The 20,644-nt window shown below is 65.7% G+C and carries 20 protein-coding genes; 5 read left to right on the forward strand and 15 right to left on the reverse strand.

Annotated features, from left to right (window positions below; genetic code table 11):
• Positions 1-71 precede the first annotated feature (71 nt).
• A complete protein-coding gene (locus G6N77_RS18185; RefSeq protein ID WP_165183583.1) occupies positions 72-1,103 on the reverse strand; it encodes an aldo/keto reductase in 1,032 nt (343 codons plus the stop codon).
• Between the two features lie 9 nt (positions 1,104-1,112).
• Positions 1,113-1,985: an NAD-dependent epimerase/dehydratase family protein gene (locus tag G6N77_RS18190; protein WP_165183584.1), complete on the reverse strand. Its 873-nt coding sequence runs from the start codon at positions 1,983-1,985 to the stop codon at positions 1,113-1,115.
• A 170-nt stretch (positions 1,986-2,155) separates the two neighbouring features.
• Between G6N77_RS18190 and arfB the strand changes: the two genes are divergently transcribed.
• Positions 2,156-2,578: an alternative ribosome rescue aminoacyl-tRNA hydrolase ArfB gene (arfB, locus tag G6N77_RS18195; protein WP_165183585.1), complete on the forward strand. Its 423-nt coding sequence runs from the start codon at positions 2,156-2,158 to the stop codon at positions 2,576-2,578.
• A gap of 225 nt (positions 2,579-2,803) precedes the next feature.
• On the opposite strand, the gene G6N77_RS18200 is transcribed toward arfB, so the two are convergent.
• Genes G6N77_RS18200 through G6N77_RS18210 form a run of 3 tightly spaced genes read right to left on the reverse strand, consistent with a single transcriptional unit; the run spans position 2,804 to position 4,065 of the window.
• On the reverse strand, positions 2,804-3,262 hold the full coding sequence (locus tag G6N77_RS18200) for an SRPBCC family protein (protein WP_165183586.1): 459 nt from the start codon (positions 3,260-3,262) through the stop codon (positions 2,804-2,806).
• A gap of 1 nt (position 3,263) precedes the next feature.
• Positions 3,264-3,746, reverse strand: a complete 483-nt coding sequence (locus G6N77_RS18205) for an SRPBCC family protein (protein WP_165183587.1) — start codon at positions 3,744-3,746, stop codon at positions 3,264-3,266.
• Positions 3,739-4,065, reverse strand: a complete 327-nt coding sequence (locus G6N77_RS18210) for an ArsR/SmtB family transcription factor (protein WP_165183588.1) — start codon at positions 4,063-4,065, stop codon at positions 3,739-3,741. The genes G6N77_RS18205 and G6N77_RS18210 overlap by 8 nt, the downstream gene beginning before the upstream one ends.
• 98 nt (positions 4,066-4,163) lie before the next feature.
• Between G6N77_RS18210 and G6N77_RS18215 the strand changes: the two genes are divergently transcribed.
• Positions 4,164-4,850, forward strand: coding sequence for a response regulator transcription factor (locus tag G6N77_RS18215; RefSeq protein ID WP_165183589.1), 687 nt, complete (start codon positions 4,164-4,166; stop codon positions 4,848-4,850).
• Between the two features lie 24 nt (positions 4,851-4,874).
• Here G6N77_RS18215 and G6N77_RS18220 read toward each other — a convergent pair whose 3' ends face one another.
• On the reverse strand, positions 4,875-6,287 hold the full coding sequence (locus G6N77_RS18220; RefSeq protein WP_165183590.1) for a sensor histidine kinase: 1,413 nt from the start codon (positions 6,285-6,287) through the stop codon (positions 4,875-4,877).
• 112 nt (positions 6,288-6,399) lie between these two features.
• Between G6N77_RS18220 and G6N77_RS18225 the strand changes: the two genes are divergently transcribed.
• On the forward strand, positions 6,400-7,074 hold the full coding sequence (locus tag G6N77_RS18225; protein ID WP_165183591.1) for a DedA family protein: 675 nt from the start codon (positions 6,400-6,402) through the stop codon (positions 7,072-7,074).
• Positions 7,075-7,099: 25 nt separating this feature from the next.
• Here the strand turns inward: G6N77_RS18225 and G6N77_RS18230 are convergent, their stop codons facing one another.
• The 8 genes from G6N77_RS18230 to G6N77_RS18265 all read right to left on the reverse strand — a co-directional run bounded on the left by G6N77_RS18230 (position 7,100) and on the right by G6N77_RS18265 (position 17,825).
• Complete coding sequence (locus G6N77_RS18230) at positions 7,100-8,182, reverse strand: NADH:flavin oxidoreductase/NADH oxidase (RefSeq protein WP_165183592.1); 1,083 nt, start codon at positions 8,180-8,182, stop codon at positions 7,100-7,102.
• 132 nt (positions 8,183-8,314) lie between these two features.
• Positions 8,315-9,556, reverse strand: coding sequence for an MFS transporter (locus tag G6N77_RS18235; protein ID WP_165183593.1), 1,242 nt, complete (start codon positions 9,554-9,556; stop codon positions 8,315-8,317).
• 24 nt (positions 9,557-9,580) lie between these two features.
• A complete protein-coding gene (gene narI, locus G6N77_RS18240) occupies positions 9,581-10,327 on the reverse strand; it encodes a respiratory nitrate reductase subunit gamma (protein ID WP_165183594.1) in 747 nt (248 codons plus the stop codon).
• A gap of 1 nt (position 10,328) precedes the next feature.
• Positions 10,329-10,949, reverse strand: coding sequence for a nitrate reductase molybdenum cofactor assembly chaperone (gene narJ / locus G6N77_RS18245; protein WP_165183595.1), 621 nt, complete (start codon positions 10,947-10,949; stop codon positions 10,329-10,331).
• Positions 10,946-12,655 carry a nitrate reductase subunit beta gene (narH, locus tag G6N77_RS18250; protein ID WP_165183596.1) on the reverse strand — a complete coding sequence of 570 codons (1,710 nt, stop codon included), beginning with the start codon at positions 12,653-12,655 and terminating at the stop codon, positions 10,946-10,948. Before narH ends, narJ begins: the two co-directional genes overlap by 4 nt.
• The gene (locus tag G6N77_RS18255; RefSeq protein WP_205678410.1) at positions 12,655-16,368 is read right to left on the reverse strand and encodes a nitrate reductase subunit alpha; all 3,714 of its coding nucleotides are present in this window, start codon (positions 16,366-16,368) and stop codon (positions 12,655-12,657) included. Before G6N77_RS18255 ends, narH begins: the two co-directional genes overlap by 1 nt.
• A 93-nt stretch (positions 16,369-16,461) precedes the next feature.
• The gene (gene ligD / locus G6N77_RS18260; protein ID WP_165183597.1) at positions 16,462-17,349 is read right to left on the reverse strand and encodes a non-homologous end-joining DNA ligase; all 888 of its coding nucleotides are present in this window, start codon (positions 17,347-17,349) and stop codon (positions 16,462-16,464) included.
• Positions 17,346-17,825: a universal stress protein gene (locus G6N77_RS18265; RefSeq protein ID WP_165183598.1), complete on the reverse strand. Its 480-nt coding sequence runs from the start codon at positions 17,823-17,825 to the stop codon at positions 17,346-17,348. Before G6N77_RS18265 ends, ligD begins: the two co-directional genes overlap by 4 nt.
• A 219-nt stretch (positions 17,826-18,044) precedes the next feature.
• Here G6N77_RS18265 and G6N77_RS18270 point away from each other — a divergent pair, with 219 nt between their 5' ends.
• Entirely contained in the window at positions 18,045-19,691 is a 1,647-nt protein-coding gene (locus G6N77_RS18270; RefSeq protein ID WP_306986529.1) for an ABC1 kinase family protein, read from the forward strand.
• Here G6N77_RS18270 and G6N77_RS18275 read toward each other — a convergent pair.
• Positions 19,685-20,107, reverse strand: a complete 423-nt coding sequence (locus G6N77_RS18275) for a pyridoxamine 5'-phosphate oxidase family protein (RefSeq protein ID WP_165183600.1) — start codon at positions 20,105-20,107, stop codon at positions 19,685-19,687. The genes G6N77_RS18270 and G6N77_RS18275 overlap by 7 nt on opposite strands.
• 152 nt (positions 20,108-20,259) lie before the next feature.
• Between G6N77_RS18275 and G6N77_RS18280 the strand changes: the two genes are divergently transcribed.
• On the forward strand, positions 20,260-20,625 hold the full coding sequence (locus tag G6N77_RS18280) for a DUF3040 domain-containing protein (RefSeq protein ID WP_165183601.1): 366 nt from the start codon (positions 20,260-20,262) through the stop codon (positions 20,623-20,625).
• The last annotated feature ends 19 nt before the right edge of the window (positions 20,626-20,644 follow it).

The following is a 20,644-nucleotide window of genomic DNA, read 5'->3' on the forward strand; positions in this document are numbered from 1 at the left end:
CAACTATTTTTTGGCCAAACAGCACCCCTCAGCCGGCGTCGACCATGCCCTCGGAAGCGGACTCCGGGGCGCTACCTGCCTCCCTCGATGTTCCGGCTGCGCTGCTCCTCTGCCTTTGGCCCGTAGGGGTACACGCCCACCTGAGGCCGGCTGGCGTCACTGAGCTGCCGAACCTCGTCCGACGATAGTTCCAGCCGAGATGCAGCCAGGTTGTCCTCCAGCTGGGCAACGGTCCGCGCACCCAGGATCACTGACGTTACTCCGGGACGGCCGGCCAGCCAGGACAGGGACACCTGGGCCGGCCCCACGCCGCGGGCCCTGGCCACGGACTCCACCGCCCCGATCACGTCCCAGGTGTGCGGATTGTCATTGCGCGCCTGCCAAGCCTCCATGCCGCGCTGGGGGTTCTCGCCCAGGCGCGTGGCACCCGTGGGCGGCACGTCACGCGTGTATTTTCCGGACAGCCAGCCGCCGCCCAGCGGCGACCACGGCAGCAGGCCCACCCCCGAGTCCAAGGCGGAAGGAACCACCTCCAGTTCAATGTCGCGGACCAGCAGGCTGTATTGCGGCTGCAGGGTGACGGGAGTATTCCACCCGTGGGCCCGGGCCACATGGACGGCCTTTGTCAGCTGCCAGCCCAGGAAGTTGGAGAAGCCGTAGTAAGCGATCTTGCCCTGGCTCACGGCGTCGTGCAGGAAGCGCAGGGTTTCCTCCAGCGGCGTGATGGGGTCCCAGGCGTGCATTTGGTACAGGTCAATCTGCTCCACACCCAGGCGGCGCAGGGAGGCATCCAAGGCACGCGTCAAGTGGCGGCGAGAGGTGCCGACGTCGTTCGGGGCCGTGCCGGTGGGGAAGCGGCCCTTGGTCGCGACCACCAGCTGGTCCCGCACGCCGGGGCGGGCCGCCAGCCAGCGGCCAATGATCTCCTCGGAAGCTCCGGCCGTGTAGACGTCCGCGGTGTCGATGAAGTTTCCGCCGGCGTCAACATAGCCGTCAAGGATGTCGTGCGAGGTTTCCTCCGAGGCCTCGGCCCCAAAGGTCATGGTGCCCAGCGCGTAGTGTGAAACCACGGCGCCGCTGGTGCCCAGCGTGCGGTACTGCATGGTGTCTCCTTAGTTGTCAGTGGTTGAAGGACGGTCCGGCCGGTGGTCCCGCCAGCTGTGTTCGGGCTCGAATCCCAACAGGCGCCGGGCCTTGTCGATGGATAGCATGGTCTCGTGTTCGCCCAGTTCCCGGGTGACGGCAACCTTCGGAAACACCTCGGCGGCCAGGTCCGCGCTGCTGCGCTCCATGACGGTGTCGGCGTTGGCAACAATGAACGCCTCAAAGCCGGGCTTGCCGTTTTCCAGGGCCCTGGCCACTGCCTGTGCGCCGTCGCGCCCGTCAATGTAGCCCCAGAGGTTCCATTTGCGGGCCAAAGGGTCGGCGTCGAAGGACGGGAAGGCCGCATAGTCCTGGACGTCCATGACGTTGGAGAACCGCAGCGCCACGATGCTCAGCTCCGGGTCCCAGCGGGTGAGTTCCCGGGCCATCTGCTCCTCCAGGTGCTTGACGAGCGAATACGTGCTTTCCGGCCGGGCAGGGTACTCCTCATCGACCGGGATATAGGGCGGGTCGACGTCGAACGGCAGTCCCAGCACCGTCTCGCTGGAGGCGTACACCACCTTCTTGATGCCGGCCCGCCGGGCGGCCTGGAACACGTTGTAGGTGGAGAGCATGTTGTTTTCGAAGGTGGCGGCGTCCGGGATGATGCCCGGTGCCGGTATGGCCCCCAGATGGACGACGGCGTCGAAACCGCTGTGCCTGTCATCCAGTCCCAGGAGAACGTCCACCACCTGGCCGTAGTTGCGCAGGTCCACGACGGCGAGCTGGGGGCTCCGCTCCCCTGCCCGGTCCAGGTTCAGGACCTGGTGCCCGTCGTCGGTGAGGCGGCGCACCACATGGCGCCCGAGCTTGCCGCTTCCACCGGTCACTGCAATTTTCATGGTTTCTCCCTCGGTCTGGCTAACGGCCCCGCACTCCGGCTGACTGCCGGAACGTTGCCCTTGCTTCCACAGTAGGTCCACGGCCGGGCCCGGTGCGTGGCCCTCCCAGTCCTAGGCACGTTCGACGGCGGCGCGCGGGGCAGGCTGGACCTCCGTGAAAGACTGGGCGCATGGACTTGGACGTTTCGCCCGCGCTGACCATTCCGGCATCGGAATTGGGCTGGAGGTTCTCCCGCTCCTCAGGACCGGGCGGGCAGCATGTGAACACCTCGGACAGCCGAGCCGAGCTTTTCTGGAATGTTGCTGGATCGGCCGTTCTGTCTGACGAGCAGCGGGAAAGGCTGCTGGCGCGGCTGGGACGCAGGCTGGTGGCCGGAGTGATTACGGTGGCAGCTTCAGAGGAGCGGTCCCAATTGCGCAACCGTGAAATTGCGATGCGCAAACTGGCTGCAATTGTCGCTGCAGCCCTGGCCCCTGACGCCCCCAACCGCCGGGCCACCAAACCCACCCAGGGCTCAAAGCGCCGGCATTACGCGGCCAAGGTGCACCGTTCAGCCACAAAGGCATTGCGCCGCCGGCCACCCGGCGACTGAGCTTCACACGCCAGACGGGCCCCGCAACGAGTTCGAGTCAGCAGCGTTGGCGACTTACAGAATTCAAAGCCGCCAACGCTGCATACTGACCGCGCAGTCGGTGGCACTCCCGCCCGAGCATGACTTTCTTGATGTCCGCCTTGAGCGCCTTGCCCACCCGCGACCTTGGCAGCCCGGTGCTGACCAGCACGGCCGGCGTGCGTGCGCCACCAGGACGGGGCCCGGTCAATCCTGCGCGGGGCCTCCCCCGCCTTCCAGCCGCTGCTTGAGCAGCGCGACGTTGGCCGGCATTTCCCGGCGGGCCTGGCCGCGGACCACCAGCGGCACCAGCAGCGCCCCGATGCCCCGGCCTTCGAAGTCCACGGAGATCGTCAGCCTTGAGCTCCCGGGGGCCAAAGGCTCAACCGTGACGTCCACTGTTGCCCGGATGGGTCCGTCCGTCCCACGGACGCCCCACGACCCCGGCGGGTTGACGTGCGTGACCACCGAGGTGCTGGTGCGATTGCCGAAACCGATTCGCCGGGTGGTGGTGCAGAGGGAGCCCACCTGGGGACTGCCCTCCGTCAGCATCTGGCCGCTGACCACCCCTTCCTGCCATTCGGCAAAGAGGGCGGGATCAGTCACATAGGCGAAAACATCGGCCGCTTGCCGGTTGACGGCAATGGCTGTGACGACGGCCGGCATGTCAATTGCCTTCCACGAACAGCGCAGCGTAGCGGGCAAGGTAGAGGGGCCAACCGGCGTCGCCGCCCACACCCTCGCCGACGGCCTGCCAGCCGGGGCCATGCCGGTCGATGTGGCGGTGTTCCAGTTCCACGCGAGTCTGCTGCGCGGTGACGGCGGTGAACCGCACCTCCACCTCGCTGGTGTTGTCCGGGTTGCCTTCAATCTCCCATTGCGGCCCAATATCCCAGCTGAACACAACCAAGCCGGGCGGTTCATAGGCAAGGACACGTGCCCACCGGCATTCGCTGCCGTCAACGGCACGGTCGAAAATGTGGCCGCCCACCTTCGGCTCAAAAACGGTTTCGGCGATCGGCGCCTGCAGCAGGTTGTGCTCCGCCGGCTTGAAGTCGCCGAAACGCCCCGTGAAGACGGCAAAGGCGCGCTCCAACGGCGCCTCAACAACGATTTCCCTGCGAACCACCGAGGATTCCTGTTCAGCCATTTTCCTGCTCCTCTACTTCTTCGACTGTGTGCTTGTAGTTCTCCAGCGCCCGGCCCCAGAAGGTGTCCAGCTGGTCCCGCAACGCCCCCACCCCGGCAGGATTGAGCCGGTAGATGCGGCGATTGGCCTCTGCATGGTCGGTCACCAGCCCGGCAGCCTTGAGCACCTTCAAGTGCTGGGACACGGCCGGCCGGCTGACGGGAAGCCCGGCGGCCAATTCGCCAACGGCCGCAGGCCCCCGGGCCAGGCGTTCCACTATCAGCCGCCGGGTGCGGTCGCCCAAAGCCTCCCAGGCATCGTCTGCTCGGTAAGTATCCACGAACGTAAGTCTTCACTTACCATGGCGCCATGTCAAGGCTTTCTCAGGAAGCTCTCAGGATGGGCTGTCCATACTTCTAGGACAAGGGAAGGAAGCGCATGCGGATTTTGTTGGTGGAGGACGAGGTCCTTTTGGCCGAGACCATCCGGCGCGGGCTCTCCAACGAGGGATTCATTGTCGACGTGGTCCACGACGGTGTCAGCGGACTGTGGGCCGCCACGGAAAACCCCTACGACGTGATCCTCCTGGACCTCATGCTGCCGCTGAAGAACGGTTATGACGTGCTCCGTGAACTGCGGGACCGCAAGATTTGGACGCCCGTCATGATGCTAACGGCCAAGGACGGCGAGTACGACCAAACCGATGCCTTTGACCTGGGCGCGGACGACTACCTCACCAAACCATTCAGCTTCCTGGTGCTCGTGGCCCGGCTGCGGGCCTTGATCCGCCGCGGCGCTCCGGAACGGCCCGTCGTGATGACATTGGGCACCCTGACCATGGACCCGGTGACCCGCAGCGTGCAGCGCGGCGGCAGTCCCATCTCCCTGACCGCGAAGGAATACGGCTTGTTGCAGTTCCTGATGCGCAGGCACGGCGACGTGGTCTCCAAGGCGGAAATTCTCGACAATGTCTGGGACCCCGCGTTCGACGGCGGCGAAAACGTGGTGGAGGTTTATGTGGGCTACCTGCGCCGCAAGATCGACACTCCGTTCAACCTCGCCACGCTGGCCACAGTCCGCGGCATGGGCTACCGGCTCAGCGCCGACCGCGCCCCGTCAGCCTAAACACCTCCGCCGTCACCCCGGAAATCACGTGGCGCTGCCCGGCGGAAAGAGCAGTTCGAAACGGCAGGCGCCTGTTGGGGACACCGTGGCCGTGATTGTCCCGCGGTGGGCCCCCATGATGGCTGCGGCGATGGCCAGTCCCAGCCCGCTGCCGCCGCTCTCGCGCGAGCGGCTTGCATCGAGGCGCACAAAACGCTCAAAGATGCGCTCGCGGTCCGCCTCCGGCACGGGGTCGCCGTCGTTGTCGATGACCACGCGCACTCCCCCGGGGCCCTCCACAATCTCAACCGCAATCCTCGAACGGGCGTGCCGGTTGGCGTTGTCGAGGACATTGCGAACCACCTGGCCCAGCCGCTGGGCATCACCCTTGATCCGGACAGGGGTCAGCGTGGCGGTGACGGCGTGCGGGCTCAGGGAACGCAGGCGGCGAATCTCGGCGTCCAGCACGTCGTCAAGGTCCACGTCCGCCGCAATGGTGTCCATGCCGGCGCCGCCCGCCTTGGCGAGGGTCAGCAGCTCATCGACCAGGTAGTGCATGCGTGCAGTCTCCCCGCTGAGCATGCCCTGCAGGTCCCGCCACGAGTCCCCGCTGGGGTCCGAGGCGGCGATCTCCAGCCCGGCACTGATCGTGGCAAGCGGGCTGCGCAACTCGTGGCTGGCGTCCGAGACGAACCTCCGCTGTTCGGCGTCGGAGGCCTGAAGCCGGTCGAGCATCATGTTCATGGTCAGGGCCAGTCCGTGAATTTCGTCATTGCTGGCGGGCACCTCCACGCGCTCATCCAGCCGGGCGGCATCGATCCCGGCCACCTGCCCCCGGATCCTCTCCACCTGGCGCAGCGACCTGCCCACCAGGATCCACACGGACACCCCCACCACCGCCAGCAGCAAGGGCGTCGCGCCAAGGATGAACCATGCCACAGTGGCCACCGAGTCAGACTGGACCTGGACGGTCGAGGCCACCACCACCGTGTAGGTGCCCTGCGGCGTGCCCACGCCCCGGGCCACCACCAGGAACGCGTCCGGATCCCCAATGCTGGCCAGGCTGGAAACACTCTCGGTCAGCGTCTCCCCCGGCCCGGGACGCAGCGCGGAAAGCGGCTTGCCGGCGGCAGAACCCTCCGAGGAGGCGGACACCGCCCCCTGCGGACTGATGATTTGCACGTACTGCCCGCTGTGCGCCGTGGCGGCCAGCGACTGCCCGGCCTCCTGGACGTCCTGGCTGGTGATCATGACGGCGACGTCCGACGCCTTGGACTTTGCCGCCGCTTCGGTGGTGTTGATCAGCGAAGCCTGCAGCAGCAACAGGAGCAAAAGTCCCCCGACCAGCAAGGCCAGGAGAACGACGACGACGGCAGTCGCCGTCGCCCGTTTCCGCACACCCCACTGGGGCCGCCTCCGGCGTCGGGAGGTGGCTGGCCGCACGCGGGAAGGTGTCATGGTTCAACCATGCACGCCCCGCGGGCCCCCGCGCAATTGCAGCACCCGCCGGCTCAGGCTCCTCTCAGCAACCCCATGACAAGCTGGCAGTGAAGAAGACGAAGGAAGGTCGATGGGCACGTTAATCAACACGATATTGCAGGTGCCCCCTGTGGCCGCATACCTGCTCATCACCGCACTGGTCTTCGCCGAGGACGCACTGTTCATCGGCTTTGTCCTCCCGGGGGAAACAGCGGCCATCCTGGGCGGCGTCCTGGCGAGCCAGCACCACCTCCACCTGTGGCTCGTCATCTCCCTGGTCATTCTGGCCGCCATAGTTGGTGACACGGTGGGCTACGAGGTGGGCCGCCACTACGGGCGGCGGGTGCTCAAGATGCGCCTGTTGCGCAAACACGAGCAGAAGCTGGACGCGGCCCGGGATTTCCTGGCCCGCCGCGGTGCAGCAGCCGTTACGCTGGGCCGGTTCACTGCCTTTTTCCGCGCCGTCATGCCCGCCCTGGCCGGCATGTCCCGGATGCCCTACCGGCGCTTTCTGGCCTTTAACGCCGTGGGCGGTCTCCTCTGGGGAACAGGGGCTGTGCTGCTGGGATACTTCGCAGGCAACGCCTACCAAAGCATTGCCAAGGGAGTCGGCCAGACTGTCACCATTGGCGGGCTGGCCGTCATTGCCGGCGCGGCAATCGTGTGGCGCGTCCGGAAGCAGCGCAGGGCACGCGCGGAGCAGGCAGAGCGCTCCCTCCCCGAGCAGGCGCACGGAAATGGCGCCAAACTCGATACGGCCGCCTGACGCCCGCCGCGCGGAGGACTCCTGATCAGCGGGTGATGGGCGCCCGGTGGTACTGGCTGGGGGCGTAGGAAACCTTCACACCCAGGGAGGCTGCGGCGCGCAGCGCGAAGTTCGGGTCGCGCAGGAATTCACGCCCTGCCATCACCACGTCGGCCAGTCCGGTCGCGATGATCTGCTCCGCCTGGTGGGGCTCGTCGATCAGCCCGACGGCGATGGTCGGCACCCCGGCGGCCGTGCGGACGGCCGTGGCGAACGGAACCTGGTAGCCCGGGCCCACGGGAATGTCGTGCACGGGGACGTTGCCGCCCGTGGAAATGTCGGCAAGGTCCGCCCCATGCTCGGCGGCCCAGCGTGCCACAGTCTGTGTGTCCTCCAGTGACCAGCCGCCGTCGGCCCAGTCCGTGGCAGAGAAGCGCACGGAGATGGGGACTGAACCGCCCACCGCCGACCGGACGGCGTCGATGGTTTCCAGCAGGGCACGGGCCCGGTTAGCGAGTGCCCCGCCGTAACTGTCAGTGCGCGTGTTGCTCAGCGGAGACAGGAACTGGTGGAGCAGGTACCCGTGGGCGGCATGGATTTCGATGAGGTCGAAGCCGGCGTCCACGGCACGGAGGGCAGCGGCGGCGAAGGCTTCAGTGACCCCGCGGATTCCCTCGACGGTCAAGGCGGCCGGGGCCTCATAGCCGGGAAAGCCGACGGCGCTGGGAGCCACCGTGGGCCAGCCGCCGTCGGCCACGGGAACAGTCCCCCGGCGCTCGTCCCAGGTGCGGAAGGTGGACCCCTTGCGGCCCGCGTGGGCCAGCTGGATGCCCGCAACGGCGCCCTGGGAATGGATGAATGCCACTATCCGGGCAAAAATGTCTCGCTGTTGATCGTTCCAGATCCCCAGGTCCTGCGGGGAGATGCGGCCCTCGGGCACCACGGCCGTGGCTTCGGTGAACACTGCGCCGGCACCTCCCCGGGCAAAGGATCCCAGGTGCACCAGGTGCCAGTCGGTGGGCATCCCGTCCTGGTTTTCGGCCGAGTACTGGCACATGGGGGTCACCCAGAGCCGGTTGCGGACGGTGACGCCCCTGACGGTGATTGGATCAAAAAGCGAAGGCACCATGAAAGTTCATACTTCTTTCCACGTGGGACGGGTCAGGCCGGGAATGCCCAGGCCGCCGGGCAACCCTCAGGACCTCCCCCATCAAACTTACGTCATCCAGCCCGCCGATCACCGTCGCCGCCAGGCATCGCTTCAGTTGCGCTGCGGGGCGCCCTCTTTCTGCGGCGTCTTGACGAAGAACCAGGTGAAGACCAAAGCCACGAGTGCCGTGGCCACCAGCAGGGACAGCCCGATCGCGTACTTGTAGTTGGTGGCCGCCGGGTTGTAGGTCATGCCCATGATCAGCGGCGGGAAATAGCCGCCCAATCCCCCTGCGGCACTGACGATCCCGGTAATGGCGCCCACCTTGCCGTCGGGTGCCAGCACGCCCACCCAGGCAAACACGCCACCGGCGCCCAGGCCCAGCGCGGCGGCCATGGCCAGGAACACCGGCCCGGCCTGGACGTCCGCCACCGGCTGCAGGGCGACCAGCCAGCCAAGGACGGCCACACCCGCCACGGATACCACGACCACGGGCTTGGAGCCGATCTTGTCAGCCAGCACGCCGCCGATGGGGCGGGCAATCACTGCTGCCAGGGCAAAGCCGGCAGTGCGGGCCCCGGCGTCTGTCGGCGAAAAGGAGTAAACGTCCCGCAGGTACGTAGGCAGGTATGTGGCAAAGGATACGAAACCGCCAAAGACAACCGCGTAAAGGAAGCAGAGCTTCCACGTGACCGCCAGCTTGGCGGCATCGAGCAGCTTCGGCACAACCGGGGCTGTATTGGGCGTCCACCCGGGGGCGTTCTTCATGAAGAACCACACCAGCACGGCCATGGCGGCCAGCACCCCGGCTATGAGAAAGTGGGTGGGCGCGTAGCCAATCAGGGCCACCAAACGGGGGTTCAAGAACGCGGCGAGTGCCGTGCCGCCCATGCCTGCGCCGAATACGCCCGTGGCAAAGCCGCGACGCGCAGGCGGGTACCACGCACTGACAAAGGGAATCCCGACGGCAAAGACTGTTCCGGCCACACCCAGGAGAAAGCCGGCCGCCAGCACCAGGGCGAAGGAATTCAAGGATCCGCCCAGCGCCACCAGCAACACTGTGGGAATGGTGGCCAGCAGGACAAAGGTAAAGAGGGCCCGTCCGCCGTACCGGTCCGTCAGTATGCCCACCACAATGCGGCCCAGCGAGCCGACAAATATGGGCATGGCGACCAGGACGCCCATGGTCCCCGCCGAGAGTTCCATGGTCCTGGCGTAGTGCGTGCTGAGGGTTGCGATAATGTTCCAGGCCCAAAATCCCACCACGGAGGCGGCGGTGGCGAGAGCGAGGTTCAGGGCCTGGCCCTGCAAGGGTGGCTGCGCGGGCAATGGAGATTTCCTGGTCTGCGGCATGGTCACTTCCTCGAAGCTTGGGTCTTAGCGTTTTCTGGTGTCGCGGTCGTGCGTGCCCACTTCGGACCAGCCGCTGCGGGCTGGCACGCTGGCGCCCTTGTCCCGCGACCGGTACACGATGTAGGGGCGGAAGAGGTAGTGCAGGGGCGCCGTGAATGCATGGACCAGCCTGGTGAACGGCCAGATGGTGAACAGCACCATGCCGACCAGCGTGTGCATGTGGAAGGCCAGGGGCGCGGCCGCCATCGAGGCGATGTCAGGCTGGAGGATGAACAGGGAACGGAACCAGGGTGAAACGGTCTCCCGGTAGGTGATTCCGTGGTCGTTGGAAAATACGCTGGCCACAGTCGTCCAGAGGCCGAAGGCAATGGCAGCCACCAGCACCACGTACATGAGCTTGTCATTGTTGGTGGTGGCCATGAACACCGGCCCGGTCTTGCGGCGGCGGTAGATGAGGATGAGGATGCCACCCAGCGTGCCAACCCCGGCAATGCTGCCCACCAGTAGGGCGTTGAAGTGGTACAGCCCCTCGCTCATGCCCGCGGCTTCGGTCCAGGACTTGGGAATGACCAGGCCAAAGAAGTGCCCGGCAATCACCGCCAGCAGGCCAAAGTGGAAAATGGGCGAACCGATGCGCAGGAGCCGGGATTCGTACAGCTGGGACGACCTGGTTGTCCAGCCAAACTGGTCGTAGCGATATCGCCAGATGAGTCCCCCCACCAGCACGATGAACATGACGTAGGGCAGCACGCCCCACAGAAGAAAGTCCATTTCAGTTCCCTTTCATTGGCAGCAGGCGCGGGTCGTAGGGATCGAGCCCCACGGATTCAGTGGGCGGGCCGTAGCCAGCCATCCGCATGACCGCCTGCTCGTCCGCCGGCGAGGCGCCGGGCAGTGCATCACAGACGGCCTGGACAATGGATTCGTGCGGCAGGTTGTCGCGCCGAAGTCCGAACTTAATCAGTTCCAGGCTGGGCCTGTACCGCTGCAGAAGTTCCCGGCCCGACGCCAGGTCCACCGTGGCGGCGTACTCCAGCACCATGGGCAGGTAGTCGGGCAGTTCGCCGCGGGTGTCGACGAGGATGTCGCTGCCCCGGTACACCTTTTTGAATGCACCGAGCACCTCGCCGCGGCGGCGCGTGTCGCCGTCGGTCCAGTAGGACAGGTGCAGGGCGTGGCGCTTGCCCAGGTCAAACTCCTGCACATACTGGCCCTGCAGTTCCATCAGGGAGGTGTTTTCCAACAGTGAAAGCACGACGGCGAAGGGGCCGGTTGCGCCCGGAAACTCGCCCAGGGCGGCGCGCACCAAGGGCACGCGGGACACCAGCTCGGCGTCCGGGTAGGACAGGCACCAGGCTGCGGCCAGGAAGGTCACCTGGACCTTGCGGCTCACGAGCCCCCACCACCCTCAATGTCCGCTTGGACCGGCGGTTCGGTGGGGTGGCGCTGCGGAAAAAGCCCTTCGGGCGCCCCGTTGCCGTCCCAGTTGAGCAGGTTGACGCGGCCCCGCAGGGTGTCGGAGCCCGCAAGGGAGTCCGAGGTCTGCCGGTCCTGCAGGGCGTGGAAGGTCTCCACAGCCACCGGGGTGGGGCGGCCGCTCGCCTCGCCAAACGGCGAATTCCCCATGGCACCCATGCCGGGGCCGCCGTCGAAGTCCAGGGAGCAGCCCATTTCCTCCAGGTCGTGCGCCTGTTCGGCGTGGGCCTTGGGGATGACGTAGCGCTCGCTGTACTTGGCGATGGCCATGAGCCGGTACATCTCATACATGGTGGCCCCGTCCATGCCCACGGACGCCGGTATGGACTCATCCGGGTCGTTGCCCAGCGAGATGCCGCGCATGTAGGAACGCATGGCCGCCAGCTTGCGCAGCACCAAGGTAACGCGGTCCACGTCCCCGGCCGTGAACAGCTCAGCCAGATACTCCACGGGAATGCGCAGTGCGTCAATGGCGCCGAACAGCACGTCCCGGTCCTCCGCATCGTGGCCCTGGTCCCGCAACAGGTCCACCACGGGAGAGAGCGGCGGAATGTACCAGACCATGGGCATGGTCCGGTATTCCGGGTGCAGCGGCAGAGCCACGTTGTACACCTTGGTCAGGGCGTAGACGGGCGACTTTTGTGCAGCGTCAATCCAGTCCTCCTGGATGCCCTGCTCGCGGGCGGCCTTGATGACGGCGGGGTCATTCGGGTCCAGCAGGATGTCCATCTGGGCCTGGTAGAGGTCCTGCGGGTCGGTGACGGAGGCAGCAGCGGTGACCGCGTCGGCGTCGTACAGGAAGAGGCCCAGGTAGCGCAGCCGGCCCACACACGTTTCCGAGCACACGGTGGGAAGGCCCACCTCGATGCGCGGATAGCAGAAAGTGCACTTCTCGGCCTTGCCGGTCTTGTGGTTGAAGTAGATCTTCTTGTACGGGCAGCCTGTCATGCACTGCCGCCAGCCGCGGCATTTGTCCTGGTCCACCAGCACAATGCCGTCCTCCACCCTCTTGTAGATGGCGCCGGAAGGGCAGGAGGCCATGCAGGACGGGTTCAGGCAGTGCTCGCAAATACGGGGCAGGTAGAACATAAAGGTCTGCTCAAACTCGAGCTTGATCTTGTCCTCGGACTCGCGGCGGACCTTCTCCACGATCGGGTCCAGGTGGCCCATCTCCGTGGTGCCGCCAAGGTCGTCGTCCCAGTTGGCGCTCCAGGTGATCTTGGTGTCCTTGCCGGTGATCAGGCTTTTGGGCCGCGCCACCGGGAAGTCGTCGCCCAAAGGCGCGTCCACCAGGGTCTTGTAGTCGTAGGTCCAGGGTTCGTAGTAGTCCTTCAGCTCCGGCTGGAGGGGGCTGGCGAAGAGGCCGAACAGTTTCTTCACCCGCCCTCCCGCCTTGAGCTTGAGGCGGCCGCGCTTGTTCAGCTCCCAGCCGCCCTTCCACTTTTCCTGGTCCTCATAGCGCCGCGGATAGCCCTGCCCGGGCCGGGTTTCAACATTGTTGAACCAGACATATTCCACGCCCGCACGGTTGGTCCAGGCCTGCTTGCACGTGACCGAGCACGTGTGGCAGCCGATGCACTTGTCCAGGTTCATGACCATGCCCATCTGGGCCATAACTCTCATTAGTACTGCACCTCCTGGGAACGGCGCCGGATGGTGGATATGTTGTCCCGCTGGTTTCCCGTGGGGCCAAGGTAGTTGAATGCGTAGGTCAGTTGCCCATAGGCGCCGATGAGGTGCGAGGGCTTGACCAGCAGGCGGGTGAGCGAGTTGTGGATTCCGCCGCGGCGGCCGGTGGCCTCCGACTTCGGCACGTCAATGGTGCGTTCCTGTGCGTGGTAAACGTAAACCACGCCCTCGGGCATGCGGTGGCTGACCACGGCACGGGCCACGAAGACCCCGTTCATATTGACGCATTCCACCCAGTCATTGTCCGCGACCTTGATGGAGCCGGCGTCCTGCGGGCTCATCCAGACCGTGGGCCCCCCGCGGGAAAGCGAGAGCATGAGGAGGTTGTCCTGGTATTCGGAGTGAATGGACCACTTCGAGTGCGGTGTCAGGTAGCGCACCACCACCTCCAACTCGGAATTGGGCCCGATCTTGGGCTCGCCAAACAGCCGGTGCATGTCAAGCGGCGGGCGGTAGATGGGCAGCGCCTCGCCGATGTCGATCATCCAGTCGTGGTCCAGGAAGAAATGCATCCGCCCTGTCAGCGTGTGGAATGGCTTGAGCCGCTCAATGTTCTGGGTAAACGGCGAGTAGCGCCTGCCGCCGGTTTCGGAGCCGGACCATTCCGGGGAGGTGATGACCGGCACCGGGCCGACCTGGGTCATGGCGAAGGTGATGTGCTTTTCCTCCGAGCCTTCCGCCAGGTCCACCAGCTTGACGCCGGTGCGCTTCTCCAGCTCCTTGAAGCCGGCCACGGCCAGCTGGCCGTTGCAGGTGCCGGAAAAGGTCAGGATGGCCTCGGCCATTTTCGCGTCCGTGTCGATGGCTGGCCGCCCATGGGCAAAGCCGCCCATCATGACACCGTTCGCCTTGGCCAGACTGCCAAGTGCCTCATCCAGCTTGTAGTTGACGTCCTTGACGGTGAAGCCCAGCGTGTCCGCCAGGGGCCCGACGGCGGCCAGCTTGTGGGCGATGGCCGTGTAGTCCCGCTCCACCACGGTGAAGTTGGGCATGTTGTGGCCGGGTACGCCGTCGATCCCCTCTTTGCGCCAATCCCGGACCACGCCGCCGGGCTGGGCAATCTGGCCCACCGTGTCGTGGATCATCGGCACCGTGACCAAATCGCGCCGGGTGCCCAGGTGCACCGCGGCCTGGCGTGAGAATTCCTCGGCCAGCAGGGTGAACATTTCAAAGTCCGTCTTGGTTTCCCATGGCGGGTCGATGGCGGGGGTGAAGGCGTGCACGAAGGGGTGCATGTCCGTGGAGGAAAGGTCATGCTTTTCGTACCAGGTGGCCGCCGGGAAGACGACGTCGGAGAGCAGGGTGGTGCTGGTCATGCGGAAGTCCGCGGACATGAGGAAGTCCAGCTTGCCCTCGGGCCCCTTTTCGTGCCACTTCACGTCGACGGGCTTCAGCGATGCTTCGCTGTCCTGGCCCATGACGTTGTTGTGGGTGCCGAGCAGGTTGCGCAGGAAGTACTCGTTGCCCTTGGCGGAGGAGCCGAACAGGTTCGATCGCCACAGAATGAGCGTGCGCGGCCAGTTTTCCGGGGCGTCGATGTCTTCGATGGCCGGGTTCAGGGTCCTGTCCTTCAGGGACCGGGCCACCCAGGTTTTCTCGTCCGGAGCCTCCCCGGCGGCGACGGCGGCCGCGGCGTCGTCGGCAATGTCCAGCGGGTTCCTGTCAAAGAAGGGGTAGAAGGGCATCCAGCCCAGTCGTGCCGACTGGGCCAGGGCGTCCGCGGTGTGCATGCCGTCCAGGTGCCCGGTGGACAGCGGGGACTTGAGGGCGTCCGCCGAGTAGCCGTCCTGGCGCCACTGGTCGGTGTGCATGTACCAGTAGCCGGTGCCGATCATGGTCCGCGGCGGGCGGGACCAGTCCAGGGCGTTGGCCAGTGACACCCAGCCCGTGAGCGGTCGGGTCTTTTCCTGGCCCACGTAGTGTGCCCAGCCGCCGCCGTTCCGGCCCATGCAGCCAGTCAGCATGACCATGGCCAGCACGGCACGGTAGGTGGTGTCGCCGTGGAACCACTGGCAGATGCCGGCGCCCATGATGATCATGGACCGTCCCTTGGACTGCTCGGCGTTGCGGGCAAACTCGCGGGCCACCCGGATGCACGCCTCTGCGGGGACGGAGGTGATCTCCTCCTGCCAGGCCGGCGTGTAGGGGGTTGAGGCGTCGTTGTAATCCACCGCCCAGTCTCCGGGGAGGCCATCGCGGCCCACCCCGTACTGGGCAAGCATCAGGTCAAAGACCGTCGTGACCAGGTGGCCTCCCACCATCAGGGTGGGTACCCCGCGCCGGAGTATTGAACCGGCGCCCTGGGGGTCTTCAAAGCAGGGCAGCAAGATTTCGGCCGAATCGGTGGAGACTTCCTGCAGGCTCAGGGCCGGCTCAATTCCGGCCAGGTCCAGGTTCCACTTGCCTTCCCCCGAGGCCGAATAGCGGTCGCCCAGGGTGCCGTTGGGCACCACGGCCCGCCCTGCCGCCTTGTCGAACATCATGGTCCGGAACGCGGCGTCCTCCGTCCCGGCAAGGGCGGTGATGTCAGCGGCGGTGAGGAATTTGCCGGCGCTGTACGTCCCGCCGTCGCGCTCTTCAAGGCGGACCAGGAACGGCAGGTCCGTGAAGCGGCGCACATAGTCCTGGAAGAACGGCACCTGCCGGTCCACGAAGAATTCCTTGAGAGTGACGTGGCCCATGCCCATGGCGAGGGCGGCGTCGGTGCCGGCCTGGGCCGGGAGCCATTCGTCCGCGAACTTGGTGTTGTCGGCATAGTCAGGGCTGATGGCAATGACCTTGGTGCCGCGGTAGCGGACCTCAGTCATCCAGTGGGCGTCCGGGGTGCGGGTGACGGGGACATTGGAGCCCCACATCATCAGGTACGTTGCGTCCCACCAGTCACCGGATTCCGGGACGTCGGTCTGGTCGCCAAACACCTGGGGGCTGGCAACGGGAAGGTCCGCATACCAATCGTAGAAGGACGTCATGACCCCGCCAATGAGCTGGACAAAGCGCGTGCCGATGGTGTGGCTGACCATGGACATGGCAGGAATCGGCGAGAAGCCCGACACCCGGTCCGGGCCGTACGTCTTGATGGTGTTCACGTGGGCGGCAGCCGCAATTTCCAGGGCCTCGGCCCAGGACGTGCGGACCAGGCCGCCCTTGCCGCGGGCATTCTGGTAGCGGCGGCGCTTCTCCGGGTCGCCTGCGACTTCGGCAAAAGCCAGGACAGGGTCGTGGAGCCTCGACTTGGCCTCGCGGTACATCTCCACGAGCACACCCCGGGCGTAGGGGAAGCGCACCCGGGTGGGTGAGTAGGTGTACCAGGAGAAAGCCGCGCCGCGGGGGCAGCCGCGCGGTTCGTACTCCGGGCTGTCCGGGCCCACTGACGGGTAATCCGTCTGCTGGGACTCCCAGGTGATGATCCCGTCCTTGACGTAAACCTTCCACGAACACGAGCCCGTGCAGTTCACGCCATGGGTGGAGCGGACCACCTTGTCGTGGCTCCACCGGTCACGATAAAAGATGTCGCCGGCACGTCCGCCCTCCCGAAAAACTGCGCGGGAATCATCGGTTTCCTCCCATTTGGTGAAGAAGCGCCCCAGTTTCAACATCGCGTCCGACGCAGGACCGTCAAGGCCCGCGACAAATGTTTTAGCAGTCATGGCCCCACCCTATGGTGGCTCGAATCAGATGACCAGAGTGCGGGAAATAGTCAACAAATGGGTGATCCAATTCTTGCGCCAGCATTGCAACTTTCATGCGTGTCCGCCTTTCGGGATGGTGGGCATAATTCCGTTGGTAACCCGCACCAGCACCTGCCGGTAGTCCAATTGGGCCAGTTCCCCGGGGACGATCTCGTCCCAGTGCCGGGGCGCCGCCACGGTGGGGCGCTTCCGTCCCCGCAGCGAGTACGGCACCACGGTGGTTTTTGCGAGCCAGTTCTGGCTCCAGTCGATAAACACCTTCCCGCGGCGCAGGTCCTTGCCCATGCGGCTGACCACCAGGAGCGGGTGGTCTCGTTCCAGGGACAGGGCCATTTCTCGGGCAAGTGCGGCAACCTCTTCGGAGGTGCGTTGGCCGTCCAGCTGTGCGTATAGGTGGATGCCCTTGCTGCCGCTGGTCACCGGCAGGGAATCGAGGCCGTTCCGGTCCAGGCAGTCCCGGGCCAGAAGGGCGACGGCGGCGCACGCGGCCAGGCCCACACCCTCCCCCGGGTCCAGGTCAAGCACTAACCGGTCAGGAAGCTGGGGAGTGCAGCCAGCCCCAAACGTCCACTGCGGGACATGGATTTCCAGGGCGGAAATCTGGGCCAGCCACAGCAGGGTGCGTGCGTCGTTCACGAGGGGGTAGCTGTTGTCGTGGTCCTTGTGGTGCATCGTGCACCGCAGCACCCAGTCCGGCGTCCCGGCTCCCAGGTTCTTCTGAAAGAAGCTCTCACCAGGGTCCGCGTCAGTTCCCACACCGTCCACCCATCGCTTGCGGGTTGCCGGCCTGTCCCTCGCCCACGGCATAAGGACGGGCGCCACCTGCAGGTAGTACTGGGCCACGTCCAGCTTCGTGGTGCCGGTGGACGGGTAGAGTACCTTTGCGGGATTGCCCAGCGTGACAGTGGTGCTGTCAACCACAATATCCAGGTGGGTCACTGTGGACCCAGCAGCCAGTTCGGGGCTTCACTTGCCGGGGAGTCTTCGTGGTTCATGACCAGCACCGGGCACCGTGCGTGGGCCACGCACGCTTGGCTGACCGAGCCCACGACGAGACCGGGAAAGCCGCCATGTCCCCGGCGTCCCAGCACCAGCATGTCGGCACCGTCGCTCGCCTCCAGCAGCACCTGCCTGGCATGGCCCTGGACTAGCCGGGCAGTCACATTGTCAGGCGCGCTTTCACCAAACGCCGCAACAACGGCATTGTCGAGCACCTTGCGTGCCCCACTTTCAAGGTCCACGGTGCCGAGGGCGTAAGGGAGGGCCACAGCAGTTGGCACGCTCCAGCAGGCCACCGCATCCACGTGGGCACCAGTTGCCTGGGAAATGCGCGCGGCTGCCACAAGGGCTGCGACGGAGCCCGCGGACCCATCGATGCCAACCACAATGCGTCCCCCTGACGGCAAGGCGTTCATCCGGAAATACCCCGTTCCTGTTTTGTCTTTCCATGGTCCATGCTGGCGCAGTCCCATCGGCGGTGGCTAGGGTCAAAGGGCCCTAGTCGGAACAGGTGAAACAGTTGGGACAGGTGGGATTACCGCCCTGGCCGGGCTGAACTAGCCAGCGAGCCGGGTCCGGAAGTGGGGACCTTGTTCCCTATGGCCTGCCGGCCCTGGCAGGCTACGCTGTGGATCGTGCCCACTCATTTTGAACGCTACGCAGAAGTCGCACAGATTCTGGCCCGCCATGGCTTCGGTTCACTCGCGGCTGCACTGGGACTAGGACGGCTGCATCTGGGTCCGATGCCGCACAGGCCCGGCATGCTGGCCAATCCGGACCGACTGGTCCTGGCGCTGGAAGAATTGGGCCCCACCTTCATCAAGCTGGGGCAGCTGCTCTCAACCCGGCCGGACATTCTCCCCCAGGGGTATCTGGTGGCATTGTCGCGGCTCCAGGACGGGGCACCGCCCGTTTCCCCGGAGGTCATCCGTTCAGTCATTGTCCAGGAATTGGGGGCCGTCCCCGAGGAGTTGTTTGAGTCCTTCTCCGACACGCCCCTGGCCAGCGCGTCCATCGGCCAGGCCCATGCGGCCACGTTGCATGACGGCACCGCCGTCGTCGTCAAGGTCCGCCGACCGGGCGTGGTCGCCCAGGTCCAGGAAGACTTGGAGATTCTGCAGAACCTGGCCCACCAGGCCGGCCGCAATTGGGCTGCCGCGGCGGACTACAACGTGGAGGCGGTGGCCGCGGCCTTCGCGGAAACCCTGCGCGCCGAACTGGACTACCTGCGGGAAGGGCGCAACGCGGAGAGATTCGCAGCCAATTTCGCCCATGATGCCAGCATTCACATTCCAAGGATCTTCTGGGAGACCACCACGTCCCGGGTTCTGACGATCGAAAGAATATACGGGGTCAAGATTGATGACGCCGACGTGGCTGCCCTGCCCGCCCCGGACCGGGACGGGCTGGCCAACCGGGCCGCCAGGGCGGCCGCCAAGATGATATTTGAGGACGGTTTCTTCCATGCCGACCCTCACCCCGGGAACCTGTTTGTCGAGACCACCGGACGGATCGGACTGATTGACTTCGGCATGGTGGGTGAAATTGGTAACGGGCTTCGGGAGCGGCTAGGCAAACTCCTGCTCGCTTTCAGCCGGAACGATCCTGACCGAATATGCCGCGCCCTTCTGGAACTCTCCATCAGCAGGAAGACAGCAAATCCTGACGCGCTCCGCCAGGACCTGGCGCACTTCATGGAACAGTACCAGGGGCGCGCCTTGGGTGAAATCCATCTGGCCTCCCTGGCCACGGAATTGCTCGGCTTGCTGCGCAACCACCACCTTCAGCTGCCCAGCGAGATCGCCATGCTGACGAAAATGATTGTCATGACCGAAGGCATGGGTGTGCGCCTGAATCCCGAGTTCAACCTGGGTGAAGTACTCAAGCCCTATGCCGGCCGGCTGGCCTTCGAGCGGCTCATCCCGCGCAAGCTGCCGGGTCTGCTGAAGCAGCTGGGGCTTGACGCGGCCGACTTCGGCACAAATCTCCCTGCCAGGTTGGAGCGGCTACTGCAACAGCTCGACGACGGCGTTGAAGTGCACCTGCGCGCCGAGGAACTGGCACCCCTCATGGCCCGTGCCGAGCGCATCGGCAACAGGGTGGTGGCAGGACTGGTTCTTGCGGCATTCATCCGCGGCATCGGGGACTTGACTACTTCGGACAATGGGCGGCTGCGCGCCTGGCAGGGGCGGCTGCTTGCGGGCGGGGTTGGGGCGATGGGTGCCATGGGCGGGTATCTGGCGTGGACCGCCCGGCCGGGCAGGCGGGTCCGCGGTCAGTAGCGCTCCGGCTCCGCGCCCAGCACAAAGGTGCGTCCGCTGACCGATGCCGGGGTGATCTCGACGTAGGTCCACTTGCGGGTCTTGATCCAGGGCTCGAGCGGGAGAAGCTCGGCGGCATCGATCTCGGTCTGTGATTCCAGGATCCTGGCCGTGCCCTTGACCACCACGCTCCACGCAGTGCCGTCGCCCACTGCGTCCGCCTCGAAGGCAACCAAGTCATTGACAGTCAGCTCGGCGAGTTTGCTGCCCGGATTGGTCCGGATCCAGATCTTTCCCCCGGACGCGACGAAATTCAGCGGAAAGACATCCGGCTGGTTGGCGACACTGACGGCCAAGCGGCCAAACTGGCTGCCCCGCAGCAGCTCCCATGCCTCGTCCCGCGACAAAACGACCCCGGGCTCCTCATCACTGTTCATGGTCTGATCATCGCCCCGTTCCTCACTGCTGCCTAGGGTCCAAGGTCCACAAATGTGGCCGCAGTGTTGCTTCGGCCGCGGCCCTGGCCAGCTCCATTCACAATAGGGACTTTCGGCCGTGGTGCACAGGTGGCCGGAGCGCGACTATGTAAGTGTCGAGCAATCGCCGGGCTGAAACGGAGAAGGACATCATGGAGCTTTCAGGGCACGAGATGCGCGTCCTGCAAGAACTCGAGCAGGACTTGAGCGCTGACTACCCGCGGCTGGCCCGGACGTTGGGAAGGACCGGAAACCCCGTCCGGGCAGTCCGTCGCCTGGTGCTGGGTGCGGCCGTCATGGGACTGGGCATTGGCACGATGGTCTATGCCTTGGCTCTGGGGTCTGTCCCGCTGGGTGCAGCGGCATTCGCGGTTATGATCGCCGGCACATACGCTGCCTCGCCGCCATCCGTATCTTCCGGTCTGCGGCGGGCTTGCCGCAGGGGTACCTCCAGCTCCCGGCCGGTGGAGGAGCAGTGACCAGCCAACCCATTAGTCC

This window comes from Arthrobacter silviterrae (assembly GCF_011045165.1).
Taxonomy (GTDB): Bacteria; Actinomycetota; Actinomycetes; order Actinomycetales; family Micrococcaceae; genus Specibacter; species Specibacter silviterrae.